The sequence below is a fragment of the Lichenibacterium ramalinae genome (assembly GCF_004137085.1).
GTDB lineage: Bacteria > Pseudomonadota > Alphaproteobacteria > Rhizobiales > Beijerinckiaceae > Lichenihabitans > Lichenihabitans ramalinae.
Genome location: NZ_QYBC01000001.1, coordinates 309,117 through 330,120 on the forward strand (window position 1 = coordinate 309,117; position 21,004 = coordinate 330,120).

Consider the following 21,004-nt stretch of genomic DNA (forward strand, 5'->3'; position numbering starts at 1 on the left):
ATCGTCCTTCATCGTGAGTCGTCGCGTCGATGACGAGCCCTCGATGCGCGGTCGCCGCAGTCCTCATCGGCATCTTTCGGCGGTCGTTATGGTCGAGACGCGATGTCGTGGGCCGCGAAGTCTGGATGTGACCATTGTTTTAGGAGTTTTCTCCCAGGTTATTGGCATCGGCGGGTTCCAGCACGCCGAGGGAGACGTTCCTGAGATGACGAAGATGGGCCCCGAGCGCAGTGTCGAACTGAGCACCGAGGTGAAGGAGGAGCAGGTTGCGGCCTTGGCGTCGGGCCAGATGCTGTCGCTGCCCGCCAACTGCTTCATCGCCACCGTGACGCTCCTGGTGGTGTGGGGTTCGGTCGCGCCCTGGGCGATCTGGTGCTGGTACGCCGGCGTCCTGGTGACCAACGGGGCCCGCCTCGCCCTCTCGGTCTGCTGCCTCGGCTTCGGGCCTTGGCGGCTGTCGCTGTCGCGGCGGATCGGCCTCCAGGTCGGGCTGGCGGCGGTGAACGGGCTGATCTGGGCGGTCCTGCCCGCCGCCATGCTCGAGGACAGCAATCCGTCCGGGCCGCTCGCCTATTTCGTCATCGCCGGCATCACGGCCGGGGCTTCGGCCTATGCCGGGGCCTTCGCCCTCGTGGGCCAGGTCTTCGCCCTGCCGATCCTCGGCGCGGTGGCGGTCAAGTACATGCTCACCGGCGGGATCCAGCACGCCACCTTCGCCCTCACCGTGGTGCTGTTCGCCGCCATCATCACGCGGTCCTCGACCAACGCCCAGCAGAGTTTCACCCGGGCCGTCTACCTCAGGACCGAGGCCGTCGCGCTGGCCGAGTCGCTCAAGCTCGAGCATGCGGCCTCGACGCTGGCGGCCCAGCGCCTCCACCATCTCGCCAACCACGACCCGCTCACCGGCCTGTGCAACCGCGCGGCCTTCGCCCAGGCGCTCGACGGCTGGCTGGGGCGCGTCGGGGACGATGGGCTCGACGCCTTCTTCCTGTTCCTGATCGACCTCGACCACTTCAAGTCCATCAACGACACGCTGGGGCACGGCTCCGGCGACAGGGTGCTCAAGGAGGTCGCCTCACGGCTCACCGGCGCGGTCGGCGCCACGCAGATCGTGGCGCGGCTCGGCGGCGACGAATTCGCCATCCTGGTGGCGGATGTCGGGGGCCCGGGCGGCGCGGCGGGGCGGGGCGACCGCGGGCAGGCCTTGGCGGAAGCCCTGATCGCCCGGGTCAGCGGCCCCTTCGCGATCGGCGAGCGCCGGCTCACGATCGCCATGAGTCTCGGCTTCGCGGCCGCCCCGGAGAACGATTCCACCGCCGAAGGCCTGCTGGCCCATGCCGATCTCGCCCTCTACGCCGCCAAGGACGAGGGCCGGCACCGCGCGCGCCGCTTCGACGCCACCCTGCTCGCCGCCGCCACCATGGCCCGCGACATCGAGCACGACCTCGAACAGGCCCTCCAGGGCGACGGGTTGGAGGTGTGGTTCCAGCCGCAGGTGGCGATCGCCACGGGCGCGACGGTGGGCCTGGAAGCGCTGCTGCGCTGGAACCACCCCGCGCACGGCTGGGTCGCGCCGCCCGCCATCGTGGACGCGGCGCTGCGCACCCGCAGGTCGGCGGAACTGACGGGCTTCATCGTCGACCGGGCGGCCGCCATGGCGAGCCAGTTGTGCGGTGCCGGGCGGGACGACATCCGGGTCGGCGTCAACCTGTCCCCGAAGGAGATCGCCCAATACGACGTCGCCTCGCTGCTGCGCCGCGCCATCGCCCGCCACGGAATCGATCCCCGCCAGCTGGAGGTGGAGATCACCGAAGAAGCCTTCGCGGCGAGCGAGAACGGGCTCGCGGTGCTGTCGGACCTCGTGTCGGTCGGCGTGCGGCTGGCGATCGACGATTTCGGCGCCGGCTGTTCGTCCATCGCCTACCTGCGCAGCATGCCGGTGGACCGCATCAAGATCGACCGGAGCTTCGTCACGGGCCTGGCGGGCCGCCGCAAGGACCAGATCCTGGTCCAGGCCATCCTGGGGATCGGCGTGTCCTTCGGCATCGAGGTCGTGGCGGAAGGCGTCGAGACCGCGGACGACGTCGCGGCGCTGTCCGCCATGAACTGCCGGCTGGCGCAGGGCTATCATTTCGGCCGGCCGATGCCGCCGCAGCGGCTGTGGGCCTGGCTGGCGGAGCGGGACCGCGCCGCCGATGCGCCGGCCGGAACGCCGCCGCGCCTCGCGCCATACGCCAGGGCCGACGGCACGCTGGCGGCGGCCTGACGCCTGGGGACGCCGCGCCCGGCGCGGCGACGTTCAGGCAAAGACGCCGCGCCCGGCGCGGCGGCGTTCAGCCCATCCTCGTGCCCGCCATGGTCCAGCGGCTCGGCGGCGCGCTGTCGATGTCGGACAGCGTGTGGCGCAGCGACCAGCCGAGCCTCACCACCGACTGAAGCCGGAGGAAATCGTCCGGGCGATGCGGCCAGCGCGCGCCGCCGTGGAACAGGTGGATGCCGTCCGCCAGCATGACGGCGTCGCCGTCCCGCAAAGTCCGGTCCTGGTAGATGGACACCAGCGCCGGCCGGTCCGGCCTCGGCAGGGTCAGCACGGTCGGGGATGCGGGGCGCGCGACGCGCTCCGCCATCGCAGTCCGCCGCCCGGCCCGGCGATGCCGGGCCAGGCGCAGGCGGCGCTCACGGCGGGCGAGCATGACCCGCAGCGGTCGCGACCGCGACGCCGCCCAGATGCGGCGCGGGCCGCGGCGGCGCGCCGCCGTGCGGGTGGCCGGGGCCGGCGAGGAGGCCGCCACGGAAACCTGTTCGGGCCAGAACTCCGCGCGGCGCAGGCCGAGGTCGTCGCCCGCGACGGCGGCATGTGCCAGGCCGAGCGCCGTGCCGGCAATCCCAAGGCAGCATGCCACCACGATGGCGATCGGCGCCGCGGAGGGCCGTTCGAGGGAGGCGAACATGGCGAGGGGTCTCCGGCGGGCGGGCAGGTTCGGGGCGTGCGCACCCCCGCCACCGCTCTAGCACCGCCCTCGGCCTTCCCCCGACGCCGCGTCGCGATCGTCGTTAACCGCCCGTGCCTTCAGGACGGCACGACGGCCAGGCTGTCGACGTCGACGGTCCCATCGTCGGCGGTGAAGGCGAGATGTGGCCCCCGGCTCTGGCGCTGGGACACGCCGAAGATGCGGTGTCGCCCGGTGTCGTAGAGCGTCACGCGCCCATCGCGGGCGATGGCGAGCCGGCGCCGCTCGGCGAAATAGGCGTAGCGCAGCCCGTTCTGCGCGCCGGAGGCGGAGGGCTGTCCGAGGCCGCCCGGCCACCACGCCGGCCCGTCCGCGGCGGCCTCGGCGGGTTTCGTGGACTCGCCCCGTCCCGAAGCGTCGCCCTCCGCCATGGCGGCGGCGAGGTCGCGGCAGGCCGCGGCGACGCGGGCCTTGAGCCGGTCGTCGAACATGGCGCCGATCTGCACGAGGCCCCCCGCCGACCATTGCCCCATGCCGCCCAACTCGGGGTGGGAGAACTGGGCCATGCGCCCGTCGCCACGCTCCAAGGCGTGCCACAGCGCGTCGACCGCCGCCTCGCCGAACCCGTGCCGCGCCGCCGCGGCGCGGATCGTCGTCCCTCGCATCGCATCCCGCCCCGACACCATGGCCGCCCTCACAGTTCCGCCCGCACCGCCTGCGTGGTGACGGCCCCGACGGTGCCGCGCTTGGGCTCGATCCAGACCACGGGCTTGTCGTAGACGATATCGCCGAAGGGCGACGAGAAGGCCACTTCGGCGGCGTCGCGCCCGATGCCGATCCGCACGAGCCCGTCCGGGGCGGCCTTGCGGGTCGGGTCGAACAGGTACCAGCCGAAGCCCGACGGGCCGTCGAGGTAGGCCTCGATCACGGCGTGGAAGTCGGGCGGCTCCAGCCGATGCGCGTAGGCGCTGACGTAGCGCGTCGGGATGCCGAGCGCCCGGCACAGCGCGATGGCGAGATGCGCGAAGTCGCGGCACACGCCGGCCCGCTGCGTCGCCGTATCGAAGGCCGAGGTCATCTCGTCCGAGATGCCGCCGACGTAGTCGACGTTGTCGTGGATCCAGTTGCACACGGCGTTGACGCGGGCATAGCCCGGGGTTTCGGCGCCGAAGGTGCGCTGCGCCAGGCGGTTCAGCTTGTCCGACTGGCAGTAGCGGCTCGGCCAAAGGTGCGGCAGCACCGAGAGCGGCAGGGCCTTGGCGGGGATCTCGGTCACGGCTTCCGGGGCTTCCAGCACCGGCGACAGCGTCACCTCGGCCCGGTAGTCCAGGGTGAAGGGGCCCGGCGCGGCGTCGATGCGCAGGTAGCGATTGCCCGATTCCGGCATGGTCCACCGCTCGACGGCGGCGTCCGGCGTGAGCGTCAGGGTTTCCGCCGTGATCACCTGGCCGGGATGGCGGACGGCCTCGATGTTGAACACGAAGGAGGTCGGCGACTTGACCCTGTAAGGGAGGGTGCAACCGATCGTGAAATCCATCCTGCTGTCCCCATCCGACGCGCCGAAGAGACCGGCGGACAGCAAGACGGATGCCAGGACGGCGGCGGCGATGCGGATCGCTCCCACCGAAGGCTCGGGCCTTCGTCGATCGGCAACGCTTATCCCGGCCCGCGATATGGGCCATGATGCGGCGGCGGAGCCGACCGCATGGCGCGACGATGCGGCGGCGATCGCGGCGAACGGGGGGAAACAGGATGAGAGCCGTGCGACTCGAGGCCGTGGGCCGGCTGGCGCTGCGCGAGGTGTCGCGCCCCGTGCCGGGACCGACCGACCTGCTGGTGCGGGTCGAGGCCAGCGGGATCTGCGGGACGGACCGGCACCTGCTGCACGGAGAGTTCCCGGCCGCCCCGCCCGTGACGCTGGGACACGAGTTCTGCGGCATCGTCGAAGCCGTGGGCGAGGGCGTGGCGGAGATCGCGCCCGGCACCCGCGTCACCGGCGACCCCAACATCGTCTGCGGCCGCTGCGAGGCCTGCCGGGCCGGGCGCATCAACCTGTGCCGCAACCTGCGCGCCCTCGGCATCCACCGCGACGGCGGCTTCGCCGACTATGTCGTGGTGCCGGAAAGCCAGGCCCACGTTCTGCCGGCGAACCTCGATCCGGTCCATGGCGCCTTCTGCGAACCCCTGGCCTGCTGCCTGCACGGCATGGACCTGGCGGCCATCACGCCGGGTGCGGGCGTCGTGGTGCTGGGGGGCGGCGTCATCGGCCTCCTCGTGGTTCAGCTGGCACGGCTGGCCGGCGCCGGCGCCGTGGTGCTGTCGACGCGCCAGGCGTCGCGCCGGGCCCTCGCCGAAGCCGTGGGCGCCACCGCCACGGTGGATGCGCGGCGCGAGGACGTCGTGGCGGCGGTGGCGGGCCCGCGTGGGCTGCTGCCGGGTGGGGCCGACGTGGTGATCGAATGCGCGGGCGTCGCCGAGACCGTGGAGCAGGCGCCCCGCATGGCGCGCTCGGGCGGCACGGTGGTGATCCTCGGCGTCATGCCCCAGGGCGCCAAGGTGACGATCGAGCCCTTCGACATCCTGTTCCGGGAGTTGCGCCTGCTGGGCTCCTTCATCAACCCCTTCACGCACCGCCGCGCCGCCGACCTCGTGGCCGCGGGCGTCCTCGACCTCGACAGCCTCGTCACGCGGCGCATCGGGCTCGACGCCGTGGCCGAGACCGTGGCGGCGCCGGCGGCACCCGGCGACGTGAAGGTGATGGTGCTGCCGGGGATGTGACGCGAGGAACGCGATGCCGTGGATCGTACGACATCTGGCCGAGATGCCGGCGGGCGTCCGGATCTGCGGCCCAGGCTCGCCGAGCGCGAACCGCGGACGGAACCGTCTCCCGAACCGCGCGGGCGCCTCCGGGCTTCGCCGCCCCTGTCGACGCGGCCAGGCGCACGACCTGGCCGCGATCGATACTAGAAGTGATAGTTGATGCCGGCCTTGATGTTCGACGTGCTGAGGCCGATGCGGCTGACGTCGGGCGTATAGGCGAAATTGTAGGCCTGGCCGAGGTCGGTGTAGAGGTATTCCACCTTGCCCGACAGGTTGGGCATGAAGGCATATTCGACGCCGGCACCGACGGCGTAGCCGTTGAGATAGTTGGTGTTGGCGGCGTAGAAGTTGTTCGGCGTGTCGTAGGTCGTGGAATGCAGGTTGCCGCCCGCATAGCCGCCCGTCACGAAGAACAGCGCGCGGTCGACCGCGTAGCCGGCGCGGGCCCGAACGGTCGTCTCGAAGTTGAGGTTGCTCTTGGCGGTGAGCGGACCGGCCGAGGTCTGGCTGTTGCCGATGCTGGCGTAATCGAAATCGGCTTCGAGGCCGAGCACGAAGCGCTGGTACTGGTAGTTGTAGCCGACCGTGCCGCCGATGAGGCCGCCGCTCGGGCTGCCGGCGAGGGCGCGGCCGATGCCGTTGGCGTCGCCGAAGCCGTAGCCGCCGTTGATGCCGCCGTAAAAGCCCGTCCAGGTGAACATGGGGGCGTAGGCCGGCGCGATATAGGCGGGGGACCGGCGCGGCAGATCGGCGGCGGACGCGCCGGACAGGGCCGAACCGCCCAGGACGGCCGACATCGCCACGGCCGCCAACAACAGATGCTTCATCACTGAACTCCCGAACCCACGCGGAACGCCGCCCAGCCATGATCCGGCGAAGTGCGCCTTGCTCTGGCCGACCCCCACTGTTTACCCTAATCGGGGCTCATTCAGCAAATATGGCTACAAATTGGCTAAGTGCAAAAACCATGTATCAACTACAATCTAGCTGTTTACTATCCGTTTACCTTCCCTAGAAGCGTCGATGAGTGCCCCATCGCAGCTTCCAACTTGGCTCGACCGCGGTACAACAGGGTGAATTTGGGATTAAAGCGGGAACCTCGACTTGGCGAGGGCGTCCAATGGCCACCGGCGCGGGCGCCCGCGCATCAGGCCCGCTGGGTCCGCCGCGCCGCGATCGTGCTGTCGGCGATGGCGCGGAGCAGCGGCACTTCGGCGGCCGGGCGTTCGCCCAGCATCGCGCCGGCCACGACGGCGAAACGGCCCGCTTCCTCGCCGTCGTCGTTGTCGGCCGTCATGAGGGCCATCCAGGCCAGCATCTCGCCCCAGCGCCGGCGGCGCGGCATCACCAAGCGGTCGAGCACGAGGTCGACCCGGCGGGCCCGGGACAGGCCCTTGCGGCCGGCCAGGAGGTCGTCGAGGGCCGCGTCGTCCTCGAACCAGCTGTTCATGAAGCCGTAGCGGGCGGGCCAGCCGGCGGCGTCGGCGAGGACTTCGGCCTCGTCCTGCGCCCCCTCGCCGGCCGCCAGGATCTCGGCGACCATCTCGCCGGGGTCGACGGCCTCCGGGTTGACGGTGCCGAGGCCCAGCGCCTCGACGACGTCGATGGTGCCGAAGGGCGGGGGCGCGTCGGCGGCGTTCAGCGCCAGCATGTGGGACAACAGGCGGCGCAGCGTCGGGACCGACAGGGGCACGAGGTCGATCTCGGCCCCCACCCGGTCGAGCTGCGCATCGCCTTCGGCCCGCGACAGGTTGCGGTGCACCCAGGCGTCCCGCACGCCGTGGCCGAACTTGAACAGGACGGAGGCCACGGCGTAGCGTTTGCCGGTGCGCACCAGCGCGAAGGCACTAGCGGCGCCCGCGCCGTCGAAGCCCGACACCCGGAGATCCTCGACATGCGGCGAGGCGACCGGCAGGGGCTCGCCCCCGCGCCGCCGCGCGGCCCGCACCACGGCGTCGACGCCGGGTCGCACCGCCGGCCCCAGCCAGTTGCGCGCCGCCACGAGGCGGCGGAGCGTGGTGCCGTCGAGGCGGCCGGCGGCGGCCTCCTCGCCGAGGGCGGCGCAGAGGGCCGGCGGCACGGCCGGGTCGGGGTCGAAGAGCCAGCCGAGCGCAGCATCCTTCACGGGTGCGGCGTCCGAAGCGAGCATGAAGCTCGCCATGGCGAGGCGATGGTCCACCGGGAAGGAAGAGGCGGTCTCGGCGAGCTCGAGGTGGATGGCGAAGGCGTCGTCGCCGAGCTCGCGGGCGAGTTCGACGAGGTGGTTCTCCATGTCGAGGTCGCCAGCGCCCTGTTCGGCGGCCTCGTCGGCCTGCTCGTCCAGGATATCGCCCATGGCGCCGCGCAGCTCGTCGCCGATGTCGAGCTTGGCCATGGCGAACTGCTTCGTCACCAGCATCAGCACGGCGGGGTCGGCGCGGTCCGAGCGGGCCTCGGCGACGAGGCGGCCGCGAACCGAATCCAGCATGGCGGCGGCGGCGGGGTCGGAGCGCTCCATCCCGAAGCGCAGCATCTCCAGCGCCTGCCCGCAGATGAAGGCGAGCGCCGCCACGAGGTGCGGGTCGGGGCGGCGGCGGCGCGCTTCGCGGCCGATCAGCCCGACGATCTCCAGGCTCGCCTGCGGCAGGGTGGCGAGCACGTCGCCCACCGCGCTGGCGCTGGCGCCGCCCTGCCCGGCGCGCATCTCCTCGGCGACGGCGGCGCCGAGTTCCAGCAGCGCGGCCCGCTGGGCCGCCCGATCCATGCGCGGGGTCATGCCGCCGCCCTCACTCGGCCGCCGCACGCAGGCGCGACGCCGGCGCCGGGCGCCGCGCCCAGAGCGGGCGCGCGACGCGCAGGGCCACGGCGGCGAGCCCAACGGCCAGCACGATCCAGACGGGCCGCAACCCGTCGTCGAGGCTGAGGTCGGCACCCAGCACGTCCATTACGTCGATCCCGTTGCGCAGGTGGTACCAGCCGGCCTCGAACAGGGCGGTGACGACGGGCGCCGCCACGGCCAGCAGGCAGAGCGCCGCGACATCCTCGCCGCGCTTGAAGCGCTGCAGCAGCCGCCAGCCCATCTCCAGGAAAAAGAAGCCGACGAGCAGCAGCGGCCCGCTGACGTCGAGCTTGGTCTGCAGCATGAAATGGACCAGCGCCAGCAGGGCGATCGGGTAGACCAGAAGGTGAAGCCGGTTCCAGCGGGCCGCGCCGATGCGCCGGATCATGGCGTCGGTGGAGGTCGACCCCAGCACGGCGAGGCCGAGCAGCGCCACGAAGCCGATGGTGAGGTAGAGCCGCAGCGCGATCTCGCCGGCCACGTGGACGAGGTCGAAGCGCTGCTGGACGATGTAGAGGGCGAAATGCCCCAGCACATAGGCCAGCACCGCGACGCCGAGCATGCGCCGCACCGCGATGAGCTTGTTCCAATGCCCGATGCGGCGCAGCGGCGTCACCGCCAAGGACACGAGGAGGATGCGGATCGCCCAAAGGCCGGACTCGTGGATCAGCGACTTGACGCTGTCGGACTTCAGCCACCCCTGGTCGTACTGGACGGCGATCCATACTGCCGGGGCGAAGAGCGCCGCGAACACCACGAGCTTGAGCATCGACAGGCGGCCGGAGCGGTCCAGCCAGGGAAGGAAGCGTGCCTGCATCGATCGGTGCTCGGGATTACGGGTCGGTCCTCTTCATGGTGGGGCGCGACCGCGTCGCCATCAAGGCGGAGCGGCAAGGGACGACGTCGCCATGGAGGCGGAGCGGCAAGGGACGACGTCGCCATGGAGGCAGAGCGGTCCCCGTCCCTGCCGGGCCGGAGGCCGCCACGGGCGGTTGAGCCCGGGCGGGATCGGTCGTGCGGAGCGGCCGCGCCCGTCAGACGGCGTCGCGGCCGTGCGCCTCGGCCGGCGGCGCCGTCGCTTCCACGGCCGTGAAGGCTTCGATGATGCGGTAGGTGTGGGCGGCGCCCTTGGGCACGACCCAGGAGGACCCCTTTTCGAGGCTCACGGTGCGGCCCTCGAGTTCGAGTTCGGCCCGCCCCGAGATCACGTAGCCGACGGTCTCGTAGTCGCGGCGCACCGGCGCCTTCTCGGTGCCGCCGGCTTCGCCTTCCCACAGGCGCATGGACAGGGCACGCCCGCTGGCGAGGTAGCGCTGGCCTTCCGGCCCCTGGGGTGCCGAGGTCGCCTCGACCTTGATGTCGCCGGTGGTCGTCATGCCTGGTCTCCCGTCGACGACGGCCGCGGCGCGATCGCCCGGCGCCGTCGTGGCGGGGCAACGCCCGTCCGCCCGGATCGTTGCGGGGCGGAGCGGGCCCCATCGCCGCGGGGCCGTCGTGCGCGTCGCGGCGGGCCGATGGAGGTCAGCCCGCCGCCTGCCGCTGCGGCTCCAGCGTGCCGCGGAGCTGCAGCCGCCCGGCGCCGGACCGCGCGGGCGGGGGGCCGACGGCACGCCGCCGGGCCGCGCCGACCGCCACCGGACGGGGCGCCACGGCCGCGACGGCCGCAGGGCGCTCGACCAGGACGCCGCCACAGGGACGGCCCGCAGCCCGGCACAGGCGCGCCGCCGCCGCGACATCGTCCTCCGACCCGGAGGACGCGGCCGCCACCACGACGAGGTCGGCACCCCGCGCCAGGGTCGGCAGGTCCTCGCCGACCATCACGACGAGGTCGAAACCATCGAACCCGCGCTGCCGCGCGGCGCCCGACGGCAGCGCCGCCAAGGCGGCTTCGGAGGCGTCGCAGGGCAGGACCGCCAGCGTCCCGAAGGGCGTGCCGAGCCGATACAGGGTGCGGACGGCGCCGCCCGCCTCGATGAGGGCGGGCCGGGCCTGCGCCGGGACGAGGTCGCGCCGGAGGCGGCCCACCCGCCGGGCCTCCATCAGCGCCACGCGCCCGCCCGACGCGGTGGCGGCGAGGGCGAGGGCCAGGGCGGCGAGGTCGGCATCCGCGTCGCGGGCGTCGCCCACGCCCGTGACCAGCACGGAAAGGCGATCCCTGCGTGCCGCGCCCGCCAAGGCGAGAGTGCCGGCGTAGAGACGGGCGGCCGCGAGCGCCAGCGGGCCGCCCGGATCGGCCGCCACGGCGCCGACGAGGTCGGCCGCCATGGCGGTCCGGGGCAGCGGCAGCGTCGACAGGGCGGCGAGGGCCTCGACCGGTGCGGCGCGGCCGGGCAGCGGCGGCGCGATCTCGGCGGGGGCGTCGGTCGACCGCGTCACAGGCGGGCGGGACGGCTGCCGGGACGACGGCACTTGCGGCTGCGACGGCACTTGCGGCTGCGACGGCGCTTGCGGCGACGCGGCGTGGGGCGCTTCCCGGGACAGGGCGGAGGGCGCGACAGAGGGCGCGGCGACTGGCGGACGGACGTCGCCCGGCACCAGGCCGGGCTCGCGCCGGTGCAGGACGAAGCGGGAGCGCGGCGGACGGCGGAAGGTCCGCAGCAGTTGCCGCGACGCCCAGCCGGCGGACAGCAGGGCCAGCAGTCCCGACAGGGCGGCGGCGGCCAGGATCCAGGCCGGGGAGCCTTGCCGGGCCTCCGCCAGGACGGCCGCGGTCGCCGGCGTCTGCCCGGCGCCCGCTTCGGCCCGGGCCGCCCGCCGCGACGGTGCCTCGCCGGACCGGGACGGGTCCTGCAGGGAGGGCCGGGACGACTCATACAGCGCTGGCCGGGACGGCTCCCGGGCCGGCGCGATGGTGCCCGTTACGTCGGTTGGACCGAAGGTCCGGGCGGCGTCGCGTTCCGCGCCCGCCACGGCCGTGCGAGCGGCGGCGGCGTCACGCTCGGCGCCGGCCAACGCCTTGCGCGTCGCATCGAGCAATTGCCCGCGCAGGTCGGCGATGACCTGGTCGGCCGCCGCCAGGGTGGGGTGCTGGCTGCCCAGCGTCGCCCGGTAGCCCGCGGCCTTGCGCTCCATCTCGGAAAGTTCCGCCCGCAGCATGTCCAGCCCATAGCTGCGGTCGATACCCGGCATGGGGTCGGCGAGGTGGCCGGGGCGCAGCGCCAGCTTCAGGCTGTCGACGGCCGCCGCCGCCTGGGCGTCCCGGTCGCGGGCGAGGGCGAGCGAGGGCACATCCGCCCCGGCCGCCGGGTCGGCCCCGAGGGGACCCGTCGCGGCGGGCGGCGGCGGGGCCGGGGCCGCGCCGGCCGGACCCGCCAGCACGGTCACGGCGGCCAGCAGCGTCAGGGAGACCAAAACGCCCGAGCCGGCCGAGACGGCCAAGCCCGCGCGGACGGGCGCGTCGGGCCGCGGGGCGGGGCTGGGCGGGGAGCGTCTCATGAAGCGTCTCGTGCGGGAGCCGGCCCCGGCCGCCCCGGGGCATCGGGGCGGCCGGGGCCCGGGCGTCGTCACCCATCGTTAAGCATGAGTCCTTACCGAACCTTAACGCAGCGGCACTCCGGCCCGCGCCTTGACTACGGCGGGGTGAGCCGTCACGGTCCCGCGCCTTTCGCCGGCACCGACCCCGGCCCGTCCGGCGCGCTGCCGCGCCTGGCGAACCATCCTCCCCCGAGTTCCGGATCCCATGCGCCTCTACCTCGACTTCGAAAAGCCCGTCGCCGAAATCGAGGCCAAGATCGAGGAACTGAGGCAGGTTTCCAGCAACGAGGATTCCATCAACATCAGCGAGGAGCTGACGCGCCTCGAGGTGAAGGCCGCCAAGGCGCTGGCCGAGCTCTACGCGGCGCTGACGCCCTGGCAGAAGACCCAGGTGGCCCGCCACCCGCAGCGGCCGCACTTCTCCGACTATTGCCGCAGCCTGATGACCGACTTCACCCCCCTGGCCGGCGACCGCGCCTTCGGCGAGGACGAGGCGATCGTGGGCGGGCTCGGCCGCTTCCGGGGCCGGTCCATCTGCCTCATCGGCCAGGAGAAGGGCTCCGACATCGACAGCCGCATCAAGCACAATTTCGGCATGGCCCGCCCGGAAGGCTACCGCAAGGCTGTGCGCCTGATGGAACTCGCCGACCGGTTCGACCTGCCGGTCGTGTCGCTGGTCGACACGGCCGGCGCCTTCCCGGGGATCGAGGCCGAGGAGCGCGGCCAGGCCGAAGCCATCGCGCGCTCGACCCAGACCTGCCTCGAACTCGGCGTGCCCAACGTCGCCGCCATCATCGGCGAGGGCGGCTCGGGCGGGGCCATCGCCATCGCCACCGCCAACAGCGTCATCATGCTGGAGCATTCCATCTACAGCGTGATCTCGCCCGAGGGCGCCGCCTCCATCCTGTGGCGCGACCCGGCCCGGGCACAGGACGCCGCCACCAACATGAAGATCACGGCGCAGGACCTGCTGCGCTTCGCCATCATCGACACGGTCGTGGCCGAACCGGCCGGCGGCGCGCACCGGGACCCGGATGCCGCCATCGCCGCCATGGGCGATGCCGTCGCGGACGCGCTGCACGGCTTCGACGGCTGGTCGCGCGAGCAGGTGAAGGCGGCCAGGGCCGACAAGTTCCTCGCCATCGGCCGACGGTGAACCGGGAGTCACCCGAAAGCCTCATGTTTAATGAAAATTAACGCCAGTGCCGGGAACTTTTCCGCGGCTGGGGCCGCGGGTTGCGGTAACGGGGGCTTAAGCCTAGAACCCTAGGGGTGTCGGGTGACGTTGAGCCTCTCCCCGGGGCGCGAGCAGTGGATATCGGCGACATGCGGGCACGACGCGCGATCAAGGTCCTTTCCCGGATCGCCCTGGCGGTGACCGGAGCGGCCTTGCTGGCGGGCTGCAACGAGGACCTCGGGGTCTCGGGCAACGCCCGCGCCTTCGCCCCCATCCCGGAGGCGACCCTCGCCTCCTTCACCGCCAAGGGCACGACTAAGAACGCGCCCGTGCTGATCCGCGCCTTCAAGAAGGAGGCGGAATTCGAAGTCTGGAAGCAGGGGGCGGACGGGCGCTACGTCTACGTCAAGACCTTCCCGATGTGCCGCTGGTCCGGCCAGCTCGGCCCCAAGCAGCGCGAGGGCGACCGGCAGGTGCCGGAAGGCTTCTACACGATCACGCCGGGCTCGATGAACCCGAACTCGGCCTATTACCTGTCGTTCAACGTCGGCTATCCCAACGCCTACGACCGCGCCTGGGGCCACACGGGCGGCTCCATCATGGTGCACGGGATCTGCTCCTCGGCCGGCTGCTTCTCCATGACGGACACGCAGATCGAGGAGATCTACGCCATCATGCGGGAAGCCTTCGCGGGCGGGCAGCACGCCGTGCAGATGCAGAGCTTCCCGTTCCGCATGACGGCCGAGAACCTCGCCAAGCACAGGCTCGACCCCAACATCGCCTTCTGGCGCGAACTCAAGAAGGGTTCGGACGCGTTCGACGTGACCAAGATGCAGACGCCGGTCGGCGTGTGCAACCGCCACTACGTCTTCGCCAAGCCCAAGGGCGGCGCGTCCTTCGACGCTGAAGCGGCCTGCCCGCCGCTCGACGTCGACAAGGACGTGCTGCGGGCCGTGGCCGACAAGGAGGCCCGGGACGACAGCGAGGTGCAGAGCCTCGTCGCCAAGGGCGTGAAGCCGATCCGCATCGTCTACCAGGACGGCGGACAGAACCCGGCCTTCGCGCATCGCTTCGCCGAAGTCAGCCGCCCCGACGCCATCGCGGCGGCCCCGACCGAGATCGTCCTCGACGACTCGCCCAAGGCCAAGCCCGTGGCGGTGCAGATCGCGGCGGCCCGGCGTTCGGTCGGCGACGGGCTCGACAAGCCCGAGCCCGCCACGGCCGTAGCCTCCGCCAGCCCCAGGCCGGGCCAGCGGGGCACGCGGGCACTGGTCTCGACCGCGGCCGTCAAGCCGAGCCCCGTCAGCCCCACCGACGTGACCGGCGCGGTTCCGGCCGCCTTCGCGGCCGCGCCCTCGGCCTATGCCAAGGACGAGCCCAAGAGCGCGACGCGCTCCTTCTTCGACCGCATCAGGGGGAGCAGCGACGCCAACGCCGGGGCCGTGACGGCGGCACCCGCCGCCCAGGCCGCGGCTGCGGCGCCCGCCGCCCCGGCCGTCTCCAAGCCCGGCCCGCAGGCGGGGCTCGCCCACCGGGCTCCCGGCGGCGCGCTCGACGCCACCGCCGTGGCCCTGGCGCCCACCTCGGAGTGACCCGCGGCGGCGGGCGCCCTGCCCCGCCGCCCGAGAGCCCGTCAGGCTGTCGTCGGAGCGAAGCTTCGACGGATGGCGGTGAACCGGCTCGCGTCTCGATCGTGCAAATCGCGCCGAAGGCGAGGCGCTCTACCGCCTGAACCTGTCCGGCACCGCCCCCGAAAGGCCCGAGGCGTCGCGGATGAAGAGGCGCTTCAGCGCGGGGACGCGGTCGACCAGCCCCAGGCCGACGTCGCGCAGCACCCGCGCCGGCAGGCTGTCGTTGGAGAAGAGGCGGTTCAGCCCGTCGGTGGCGCCGGCCATCAGCACGGCGTCGAAGCGCCGGGCGCGGGCATAGGCGTCGAGGACGGAGGGGTCGGCCGGGTCGAGCCCCAGGCCGAGCGGCTCGGCCACGGCCTCGGCCAGCGCCGCGGCGTCGCGCAGCCCGAGGTTCAGCCCCTGCCCGGCCAGGGGGTGGATGGTGCGGGCGGCGTCGCCGAGCAGCGCGAAGCGCTCCGCCACCAGGGCCCGCGGCAGGACGAGGCGCAGCGGATAGGCGGCCGGACGGTCCTCGAGGGTCAGCGCCCCATAGGCGAAGCCGATCCGCGCTTCCAGCGCCGCGATGAAGTCGGCCGGCGCCAGGGCGAGGAGGCGGGCCGCCTCGACATGGGGCACCGACCACACGAGGGAGAAGCGCCGCTCGCTGCCGTCGGCGGCCCGCATGGGCAGGATGGCCAGGGGGCCGCCCGGCAGGAAATGCTGGGTGGCGCGGCCGTCGTGCGGGATCTCGTGCGACAGCGTCGCCACGATGCCGGATTGCGGGTAATCCCACCCCACCGTCGCGATGCCGGCGGCCTCGCGCAGGCGCGAGCGCCCCCCATCCGCCGCGACGAGCAGCCGCGCGCGGGACGCCGTGCCGCCGGCCTCGATCGCCAGCGCGGCACCGCCCTCGCGGCGGAAGCCGGAGACGCGGTCCGGCACGAGTTCGACGCCGTTCTCCGTCGCGGCGCGCAGCACCGCGGCCCTGAGGTCGTCCTGGAACACCATATGGGCGAAGGGCTCGCCCGGCTCGGCCTCGCCGTCGAAGTCGAGGAAGACGGGGCGCGGCGCATCCGCCTCGCGCGAATCCGTGATCACCATCTCGACCATGGGCTGGGCGGCGGCGGCGACCGGCTCCCAGGCCCCGAGCGCGTCGAGGAAGCGCCGCGACCCCGCCGCCACGGCCACGGCCCGCAGCGTCCGCCGGCCCTGGGTCGGCCCGGCCGAGGCCAAGGCGGGGTCGGCGAAGGCGGGATCGGCGAAGGCGGGGTCGGCCACGGCGACCCGCGCCATGGGGGCGGCCCGGCGCACGGCGAGCGCCACGGCGAGTCCAGCGATGCCGCCGCCCGCCACCAGCACGTCCCTCGTGTTCGCCATGGTGCCCCTCTCCGCCCGTCCGGGTTCTGGCGGCGCCCCCGGCCCCCGTCAAGCCGCGCCGTGTCCGGCAGGGGAGCGCCTGACGCGGCCGTCAGATGGCTTTAAGCTTCCGCGGGACAGGATGGATCCATGCTCGACCGCACCGCCGCGCCCCCCGAGGCGCCCACCGTCTTCCCCGCCCCGGCCGGCGCCGACCTTTCCGGGCAGGCCTGCGCCTGGCTCGGCCGCCTGCGCGGCGAACGCCGCATGTCGGAGGAGACCGTCGAGGCCTATGGCCGCGACCTGCGCCAGTTCCTCGGCTTCCAGGCCCGGCACGGCGGCGCCCCGCTCGACCTCGCGGGCTTCGCCGGCCTCGCCCCGGCGGACCTGCGGGCCTTCCTGGCCAGCCGCCGGGCGGAGGGTGTCGAGAGCCGCTCGCTGGCCCGGAACCTCGCCGGCCTGCGCTCCTTCGCCCGCCACCTCGAGCGCGAAGGGCTCGGGCGCGCCGCCGTCTTCGCCACGGTGCGGTCCCCCAAGCTGGCGCGGCGGCTGCCCAAGCCCGTGCCGGCGCCGGCCGCCATCGCCATGACGGACCCGGCGACGCGCGACGGGGAGGAACGCCTGCCCTGGGTGCTGGCGCGCGACGCCGCCGTGCTGGCCCTGCTCTACGGGGCGGGCCTGCGCATCGGCGAGGCGCTCGGCCTCACCCGGGCCGAGGCGCCGATGGGCGAGCAGGACGGCCTCACCGTGACGGGCAAGGGCCGCAAGACCCGCATGGTGCCGGTGATCGCGCCGGTGCGGCGGGCCATCGAGGCCTATCTGGCGCTCTGCCCCCACCCCCTGCCCGGCGCCGGGCCGCTCTTTCTCGGCGTGCGGGGCGGGCCGCTGTCGCCGCGCATCATCCAGCTGACGGTGGAGCGGCTGCGCGGCGCGCTCGGCCTGCCGGACAGCGCGACGCCGCACGCGCTGCGCCACGCCTTCGCCACCCATCTCCTCGGCGCGGGCGGCGACCTCCGCTCCATCCAGGAACTGCTCGGCCATGCCTCGCTCTCCACCACCCAACTCTACACGGCGGTGGATTCGGCGCGGCTGGTCGAGGCCTACCGCGCCGCGCACCCGCGTGCCCGCTGAACCTGGGAGACCCTGCATGCCGGACGCGCCCGCCAGCCCACGACGGCGCGCCGCCGCCCTGCGCCGCTTCGCCCGCCTGGGCCTGGTGCCGGCCGTGATCGGCCTCAGCTCCCCGGGCGAGGCCGCGCCGACATTGCGGGCAGTGCTGGCACCGGGCGCGGCCGAGACCGTCTATGCGGCGCCGCGCGATGGATGCGAGCCCAACGACGTGCCGGACGCGCCGGTGCGGGCCTTCCGCGACGCGGACGGCGGCGTGACGCTGTTCGGCCTGCATTACGACAACCGCGCCCTGAAGGGCCCCGACTTCGCCCACCTCAAGGTCGACTGCCGGATCGTCTACGCGTCGCGCGGCGAGGCCGACCCGGCCCGCTACGACGACCGGAGCTGGATCGCCGCCACCTGGACGCGGGACGGCCGCGACGTGTCGGCGCTGGTCCACCACGAATACCAGGCCAACGAGCATCCCGGGCGCTGCCGCTTCCCGGCCTACATGCAGTGCTGGTTCAACACCGTCCTGGAGGTCCGCTCCCGCGACGGCGGGGCGACCTTCGCCCGGCCCGCCGCCGTGGTGGCGTCGGCGCCGTTCCGGCAGGACGTCGACCAGGGCCGCCACCGCGGGTTCTTCAACCCGTCCAACATCGTGTCGGACGGGCGCTTCGCCTATTTCCTCGCCTCGACCACGGGCTGGGCCGGGCCGGCAGGCGCCGCCGGGCTCGCGCCCGAGGCGGGCGGCGACCAGGCGGCGGGCGTCTGCCTGTTCCGGTCCGCCACGCCGGCCGATCCGTCGAGCTGGCGCGCCTTCGACGGGCGCGGCTTCAGGATCGCCTATGCCGACCCCTACGCGGCCCGGCCGCATCCGGCGCCCTGCGCGCCGATCGGGCCCTTCCCGGCCCCGGTCGGCTCGGTGGTGCGGGTCGCGCCCGGCGGGCTCTGGCTCGCGGCCTTCCAGGCCAAGGCCGATGCCGGCGCCTTCCCGGTTTCGGGCTTCTACACGGCGACCTCGCCCGACCTCGTCACCTGGAGCGCCCCGCGGCTGCTGCTGCCGGGCCCGACCCTCTACGACGATGCGTGCCGGGCGGGCGGGCCCCTCATCGCCTATCCGGTGCTGCTCGACCCCGCCTCGCCGTCCCGCAACTTCGACCGCAGCGGGACCCACCCGGATCTCTATTACGACGTGCTGCAGACCGAGGGCTGCGACATCACGGGACGGCGCAGCCTCGTCCGCCGCCCGGTGAGCATCGAGGCCGTCCGCTGAAGCGGGCGGTCCGCTCGCGCCGGGCCGGGTTCACCACGTGTAGCTCAGCGAGGCCGTGATGCGCCGACGGTCGCCGTAGAAGCAGGCGGAGACGGAGGAGCAGGACCCCACATAGGTGCGGTCGAACAGGTTCTGCACATTGATGGCGGCACGATAGCCGTCGCGCTCGTAGTGCAGGGCCGCGTCGGTCAGCCAATAATCCGGCACCTTGTATTGGTTCAGCTGGTCGGCATAGGACCGGCCGACGAAGCGCTCGCCGGCGCCGAAGCCGACGCCGCGGAAGGCGCCGTCCGGGATCGTATAGTCGATGAACAGCGACGACAGCATTTCGGGGACGGCGACCGGCACCTTGCCGACGATCGCGGTATTGAGGTCCCGCGTGTTGGTGATGTCGTAGGCCGTGAAGGCGCCGACGGCCTTGAGGCCCTCCGCCAGGGTCGCGGTCGTGTCGAGTTCGATGCCGCGCGAGCGCTGCTCGCCGGTCTGGAGCGTGACCAGCGCGTTGGTGGGGTCGGCGGTGAGGACGTTGGAGCGCGTCAGGTTGAATAGGGCCAGCGACGCCGTGACGGGCAGGCTCGGCGCCTGGAGCTTGACGCCCACCTCCTCCTGCTCGCCCGATTCGGGCCGCAGCGGCTGCTGCGTGGCGCTGTTGGTGCCGAGGACCGGGTTGAACGAGGTCGAATAGCCGACGTAGGGGTTGATGCCGACATCGGTGTTGTAGATGGCGGCGGCCCGCCCGGTGAAGCGCGTCGGGTCCGTCTCGGTGCTGAGCGCCGGGTAGAGCCGGTTGGCCACGCTGGTGTCGACGAGGTCCTCGCGCCCGCTGAGCACCAGCGACACGCGGCCGAGCTGGATCTGGTCCTGGGCGTAGAAGCCGAGCTGGTCCTGGATGTCCCGGGCCAGCGTGTAGCGGCTGTTGGGGGCCGTGGTGACGACGTTGTAATTGTGGTTCAACAGGTCGAACGCGGGCGCCGACGTGAAGCCCTGGTTGTCGTCGAGCTGGTAGTGCTTGTAGTCGACGCCGAACAGCAGGGTGTGCTGCAGCGCGGAGGTGTCGACCTGCGCCTGCAGCTGGTTGTCGACCGTGATCTGGTTCACCCGCGGCGTCGTGATGAAGTTGCCGCGCGCCAGCAGGGCCGAGGTGGCGCTGGGCGCCGCCGCATAGCCGAGCCCGTAGGCCGTCTGGTCCTGGATATCGAGGTGGGAATAGCGGAAGTTCTGCCGCACCGTGATGGCGTTGCCGAAGCTGTGCTCGAATTCGTAGCCGACGAAGGCCTGTTCGCGCTCGAACTTGTCGATGGCGGGGTCGCTGGTGAAGGCGCGCGTCGAGATGCGGCCGTAGGGCGCCGGCCGCACCGTGCCCTGGTAGGGCAGGAAGTTCTGGCCGTTGGTGAAATCGCGCATGTACTGGCCGAGGAAGGTCAGGCTCGTGGCACCGTCCGGCCGGTAGGACAGGCTGGGCGCCACGAAGCCGCGGTCGAAATCGGTGGAGTCGACCTGGGTGCCGCCGCCGCGCCCGAGCGCGGCCAGCCGGTACGACCAGGGGCTCCCGGGCGCGACCGGCCCGCTGACGTCGAAGGCGCCGTAGGCATTGCCGAAGTTGTCCACGCCGACTTCGAGCTTGTGGTAGGGCGTGGGCGTCGGCCGCTTCGAGATGGCGTCGATGAGGCCGCCCGAGCCGGAGCCGCCGTAGAGCGAGGAGGCCGGGCCGCGCAGGACGTCGATCCGCTCGAGCCCCCAGGGCTCCACCCGGAACGTGCCGAAGGCGGTCGAGAACAGCTGGAGCCCGTCGAGGAAATAGCCCGTCTCCTGGGCGGTGAAGCCGCGGATCAGGAACCAGTCGTTGCGGGGATCGAAGCCGAAGCTGTCGGGCCGGACGCCGGGCGTATAGCGCAGCGCTTCGGGCACGGATTCGGCGCGTGTCGCCTCGATCTGCCGCGCCCCCACCACCGACACGGAGGCGGGCGTGCGGCTCAGCGGCGTGCCGGTCTTGGTGCCGGCCGTACTCTCGGTGGCGGTGAAGCCCTGCACGGGGCCGGTGGCGGCCCCGTAGGCCGTGCCGCCCTGCCCGCCGCCCCTCACCTCGATGGGGTCGAGCTCCACCGTGCCGCCGGCCGCCTGCTGCGCCAGCGCGGCATGGCCGGACAGAAGCGCGGCAGCCGCGCAGCCCACCAGCAGAAGCGCCGGCCCGCGGCGGGAACGGACAGCATAGGTCCCTTCGAATGCCGATCCGGCCCCGTTTTCCTCCCGGTCACCGCCCCGTCCACCCATGGTTCCACGCTCCCGACGCAACAGACTCGCAAGTTCACTTCTGCTGTATCGGGATCGTTGGGACGATGACACGATAAAATCTGAAACGAGACCAACTTAAACCGCTTCTAAACATGCATTACCTCGATTTAGAAGAATTTG

The 21,004-nt window shown here is 73.0% G+C and carries 16 protein-coding genes; 6 read left to right on the forward strand and 10 right to left on the reverse strand.

The genetic code is table 11. From position 1 onward, the window contains the following. Positions 1–205 precede the first annotated feature (205 nt). On the forward strand, positions 206–2,266 hold the full coding sequence (locus D3272_RS01450) for a putative bifunctional diguanylate cyclase/phosphodiesterase (protein WP_165361167.1): 2,061 nt from the start codon (positions 206–208) through the stop codon (positions 2,264–2,266). A 67-nt stretch (positions 2,267–2,333) separates the two neighbouring features. Here the strand turns inward: D3272_RS01450 and D3272_RS01455 are convergent, their stop codons facing one another. The 3 genes from D3272_RS01455 to D3272_RS01465 all read right to left on the reverse strand — a co-directional run bounded on the left by D3272_RS01455 (position 2,334) and on the right by D3272_RS01465 (position 4,488). Further along, the gene (locus D3272_RS01455; RefSeq protein ID WP_129217291.1) at positions 2,334–2,951 is read right to left on the reverse strand and encodes a hypothetical protein; all 618 of its coding nucleotides are present in this window, start codon (positions 2,949–2,951) and stop codon (positions 2,334–2,336) included. Positions 2,952–3,070: 119 nt separating this feature from the next. After that, positions 3,071–3,616, reverse strand: coding sequence for an SHOCT domain-containing protein (locus D3272_RS01460; RefSeq protein WP_129217292.1), 546 nt, complete (start codon positions 3,614–3,616; stop codon positions 3,071–3,073). A 29-nt stretch (positions 3,617–3,645) separates the two neighbouring features. Beyond that, a complete protein-coding gene (locus tag D3272_RS01465) occupies positions 3,646–4,488 on the reverse strand; it encodes a transglutaminase-like domain-containing protein (protein ID WP_129217293.1) in 843 nt (280 codons plus the stop codon). Positions 4,489–4,703: 215 nt separating this feature from the next. On the opposite strand from D3272_RS01465, the gene D3272_RS01470 reads away from it, so the two are divergent. Further along, complete coding sequence (locus tag D3272_RS01470) at positions 4,704–5,729, forward strand: zinc-dependent alcohol dehydrogenase family protein (RefSeq protein ID WP_129217294.1); 1,026 nt, start codon at positions 4,704–4,706, stop codon at positions 5,727–5,729. Positions 5,730–5,914: 185 nt separating this feature from the next. On the opposite strand, the gene D3272_RS01475 is transcribed toward D3272_RS01470, so the two are convergent. The 5 genes from D3272_RS01475 to D3272_RS27100 all read right to left on the reverse strand — a co-directional run bounded on the left by D3272_RS01475 (position 5,915) and on the right by D3272_RS27100 (position 12,024). After that, positions 5,915–6,598, reverse strand: coding sequence for an outer membrane protein (locus D3272_RS01475; protein ID WP_129217295.1), 684 nt, complete (start codon positions 6,596–6,598; stop codon positions 5,915–5,917). Between the two features lie 320 nt (positions 6,599–6,918). Beyond that, positions 6,919–8,526: a hypothetical protein gene (locus D3272_RS01480; protein WP_129217296.1), complete on the reverse strand. Its 1,608-nt coding sequence runs from the start codon at positions 8,524–8,526 to the stop codon at positions 6,919–6,921. 10 nt (positions 8,527–8,536) lie between these two features. After that, positions 8,537–9,406: a protein-methionine-sulfoxide reductase heme-binding subunit MsrQ gene (locus D3272_RS01485; protein WP_129217297.1), complete on the reverse strand. Its 870-nt coding sequence runs from the start codon at positions 9,404–9,406 to the stop codon at positions 8,537–8,539. 217 nt (positions 9,407–9,623) lie between these two features. Then, entirely contained in the window at positions 9,624–9,965 is a 342-nt protein-coding gene (locus tag D3272_RS01490) for a cupin domain-containing protein (protein WP_129217298.1), read from the reverse strand. A gap of 145 nt (positions 9,966–10,110) precedes the next feature. Continuing rightward, positions 10,111–12,024: a hypothetical protein gene (locus tag D3272_RS27100; protein ID WP_165361168.1), complete on the reverse strand. Its 1,914-nt coding sequence runs from the start codon at positions 12,022–12,024 to the stop codon at positions 10,111–10,113. Positions 12,025–12,268: 244 nt separating this feature from the next. On the opposite strand from D3272_RS27100, the gene D3272_RS01500 reads away from it, so the two are divergent. Beyond that, on the forward strand, positions 12,269–13,219 hold the full coding sequence (locus D3272_RS01500; RefSeq protein ID WP_129217299.1) for an acetyl-CoA carboxylase carboxyltransferase subunit alpha: 951 nt from the start codon (positions 12,269–12,271) through the stop codon (positions 13,217–13,219). 170 nt (positions 13,220–13,389) lie between these two features. Continuing rightward, complete coding sequence (locus tag D3272_RS01505; protein WP_129217300.1) at positions 13,390–14,832, forward strand: L,D-transpeptidase family protein; 1,443 nt, start codon at positions 13,390–13,392, stop codon at positions 14,830–14,832. 129 nt (positions 14,833–14,961) lie between these two features. Here the strand turns inward: D3272_RS01505 and D3272_RS01510 are convergent, their stop codons facing one another. Continuing rightward, the gene (locus tag D3272_RS01510) at positions 14,962–16,227 is read right to left on the reverse strand and encodes an FAD-dependent monooxygenase (RefSeq protein ID WP_129217301.1); all 1,266 of its coding nucleotides are present in this window, start codon (positions 16,225–16,227) and stop codon (positions 14,962–14,964) included. A 129-nt stretch (positions 16,228–16,356) separates the two neighbouring features. Here D3272_RS01510 and D3272_RS01515 point away from each other — a divergent pair, with 129 nt between their 5' ends. Further along, positions 16,357–17,337, forward strand: coding sequence for a tyrosine recombinase XerC (locus tag D3272_RS01515; RefSeq protein ID WP_129217302.1), 981 nt, complete (start codon positions 16,357–16,359; stop codon positions 17,335–17,337). Between the two features lie 58 nt (positions 17,338–17,395). Next, positions 17,396–18,592, forward strand: coding sequence for a hypothetical protein (locus D3272_RS01520; RefSeq protein ID WP_428977956.1), 1,197 nt, complete (start codon positions 17,396–17,398; stop codon positions 18,590–18,592). Positions 18,593–18,622: 30 nt separating this feature from the next. Here the strand turns inward: D3272_RS01520 and D3272_RS01525 are convergent, their stop codons facing one another. Further along, a complete protein-coding gene (locus tag D3272_RS01525; RefSeq protein ID WP_129217304.1) occupies positions 18,623–20,863 on the reverse strand; it encodes a TonB-dependent siderophore receptor in 2,241 nt (746 codons plus the stop codon). Positions 20,864–21,004 lie beyond the last annotated feature (141 nt).

Excerpts from the sequence above, each read along its gene's own strand:
- D3272_RS27100 (WP_165361168.1), bottom strand. The coding sequence starts at position 12,024 with ATGAGACGCTCCCCGCCCAGCCCCGCCCCGCGGCCCGACGCGCCCGTC.
- D3272_RS01490 (WP_129217298.1), bottom strand. The coding sequence starts at position 9,965 with ATGACGACCACCGGCGACATCAAGGTCGAGGCGACCTCGGCACCCCAG.
- D3272_RS01455 (WP_129217291.1), bottom strand. The coding sequence starts at position 2,951 with ATGTTCGCCTCCCTCGAACGGCCCTCCGCGGCGCCGATCGCCATCGTG.
- D3272_RS01460 (WP_129217292.1), bottom strand. The coding sequence starts at position 3,616 with ATGCGAGGGACGACGATCCGCGCCGCGGCGGCGCGGCACGGGTTCGGC.
- D3272_RS01515 (WP_129217302.1), top strand. The coding sequence starts at position 16,357 with ATGCTCGACCGCACCGCCGCGCCCCCCGAGGCGCCCACCGTCTTCCCC.
- D3272_RS01485 (WP_129217297.1), bottom strand. The coding sequence starts at position 9,406 with ATGCAGGCACGCTTCCTTCCCTGGCTGGACCGCTCCGGCCGCCTGTCG.
- D3272_RS01450 (WP_165361167.1), top strand. The coding sequence starts at position 206 with ATGACGAAGATGGGCCCCGAGCGCAGTGTCGAACTGAGCACCGAGGTG.
- D3272_RS01465 (WP_129217293.1), bottom strand. The coding sequence starts at position 4,488 with ATGGATTTCACGATCGGTTGCACCCTCCCTTACAGGGTCAAGTCGCCG.
- D3272_RS01470 (WP_129217294.1), top strand. The coding sequence starts at position 4,704 with ATGAGAGCCGTGCGACTCGAGGCCGTGGGCCGGCTGGCGCTGCGCGAG.
- D3272_RS01505 (WP_129217300.1), top strand. The coding sequence starts at position 13,390 with ATGCGGGCACGACGCGCGATCAAGGTCCTTTCCCGGATCGCCCTGGCG.
- D3272_RS01510 (WP_129217301.1), bottom strand. The coding sequence starts at position 16,227 with ATGGCGAACACGAGGGACGTGCTGGTGGCGGGCGGCGGCATCGCTGGA.
- D3272_RS01500 (WP_129217299.1), top strand. The coding sequence starts at position 12,269 with ATGCGCCTCTACCTCGACTTCGAAAAGCCCGTCGCCGAAATCGAGGCC.
- D3272_RS01480 (WP_129217296.1), bottom strand. The coding sequence starts at position 8,526 with ATGACCCCGCGCATGGATCGGGCGGCCCAGCGGGCCGCGCTGCTGGAA.
- D3272_RS01475 (WP_129217295.1), bottom strand. The coding sequence starts at position 6,598 with ATGAAGCATCTGTTGTTGGCGGCCGTGGCGATGTCGGCCGTCCTGGGC.
- D3272_RS01525 (WP_129217304.1), bottom strand. The coding sequence starts at position 20,863 with ATGGGTGGACGGGGCGGTGACCGGGAGGAAAACGGGGCCGGATCGGCA.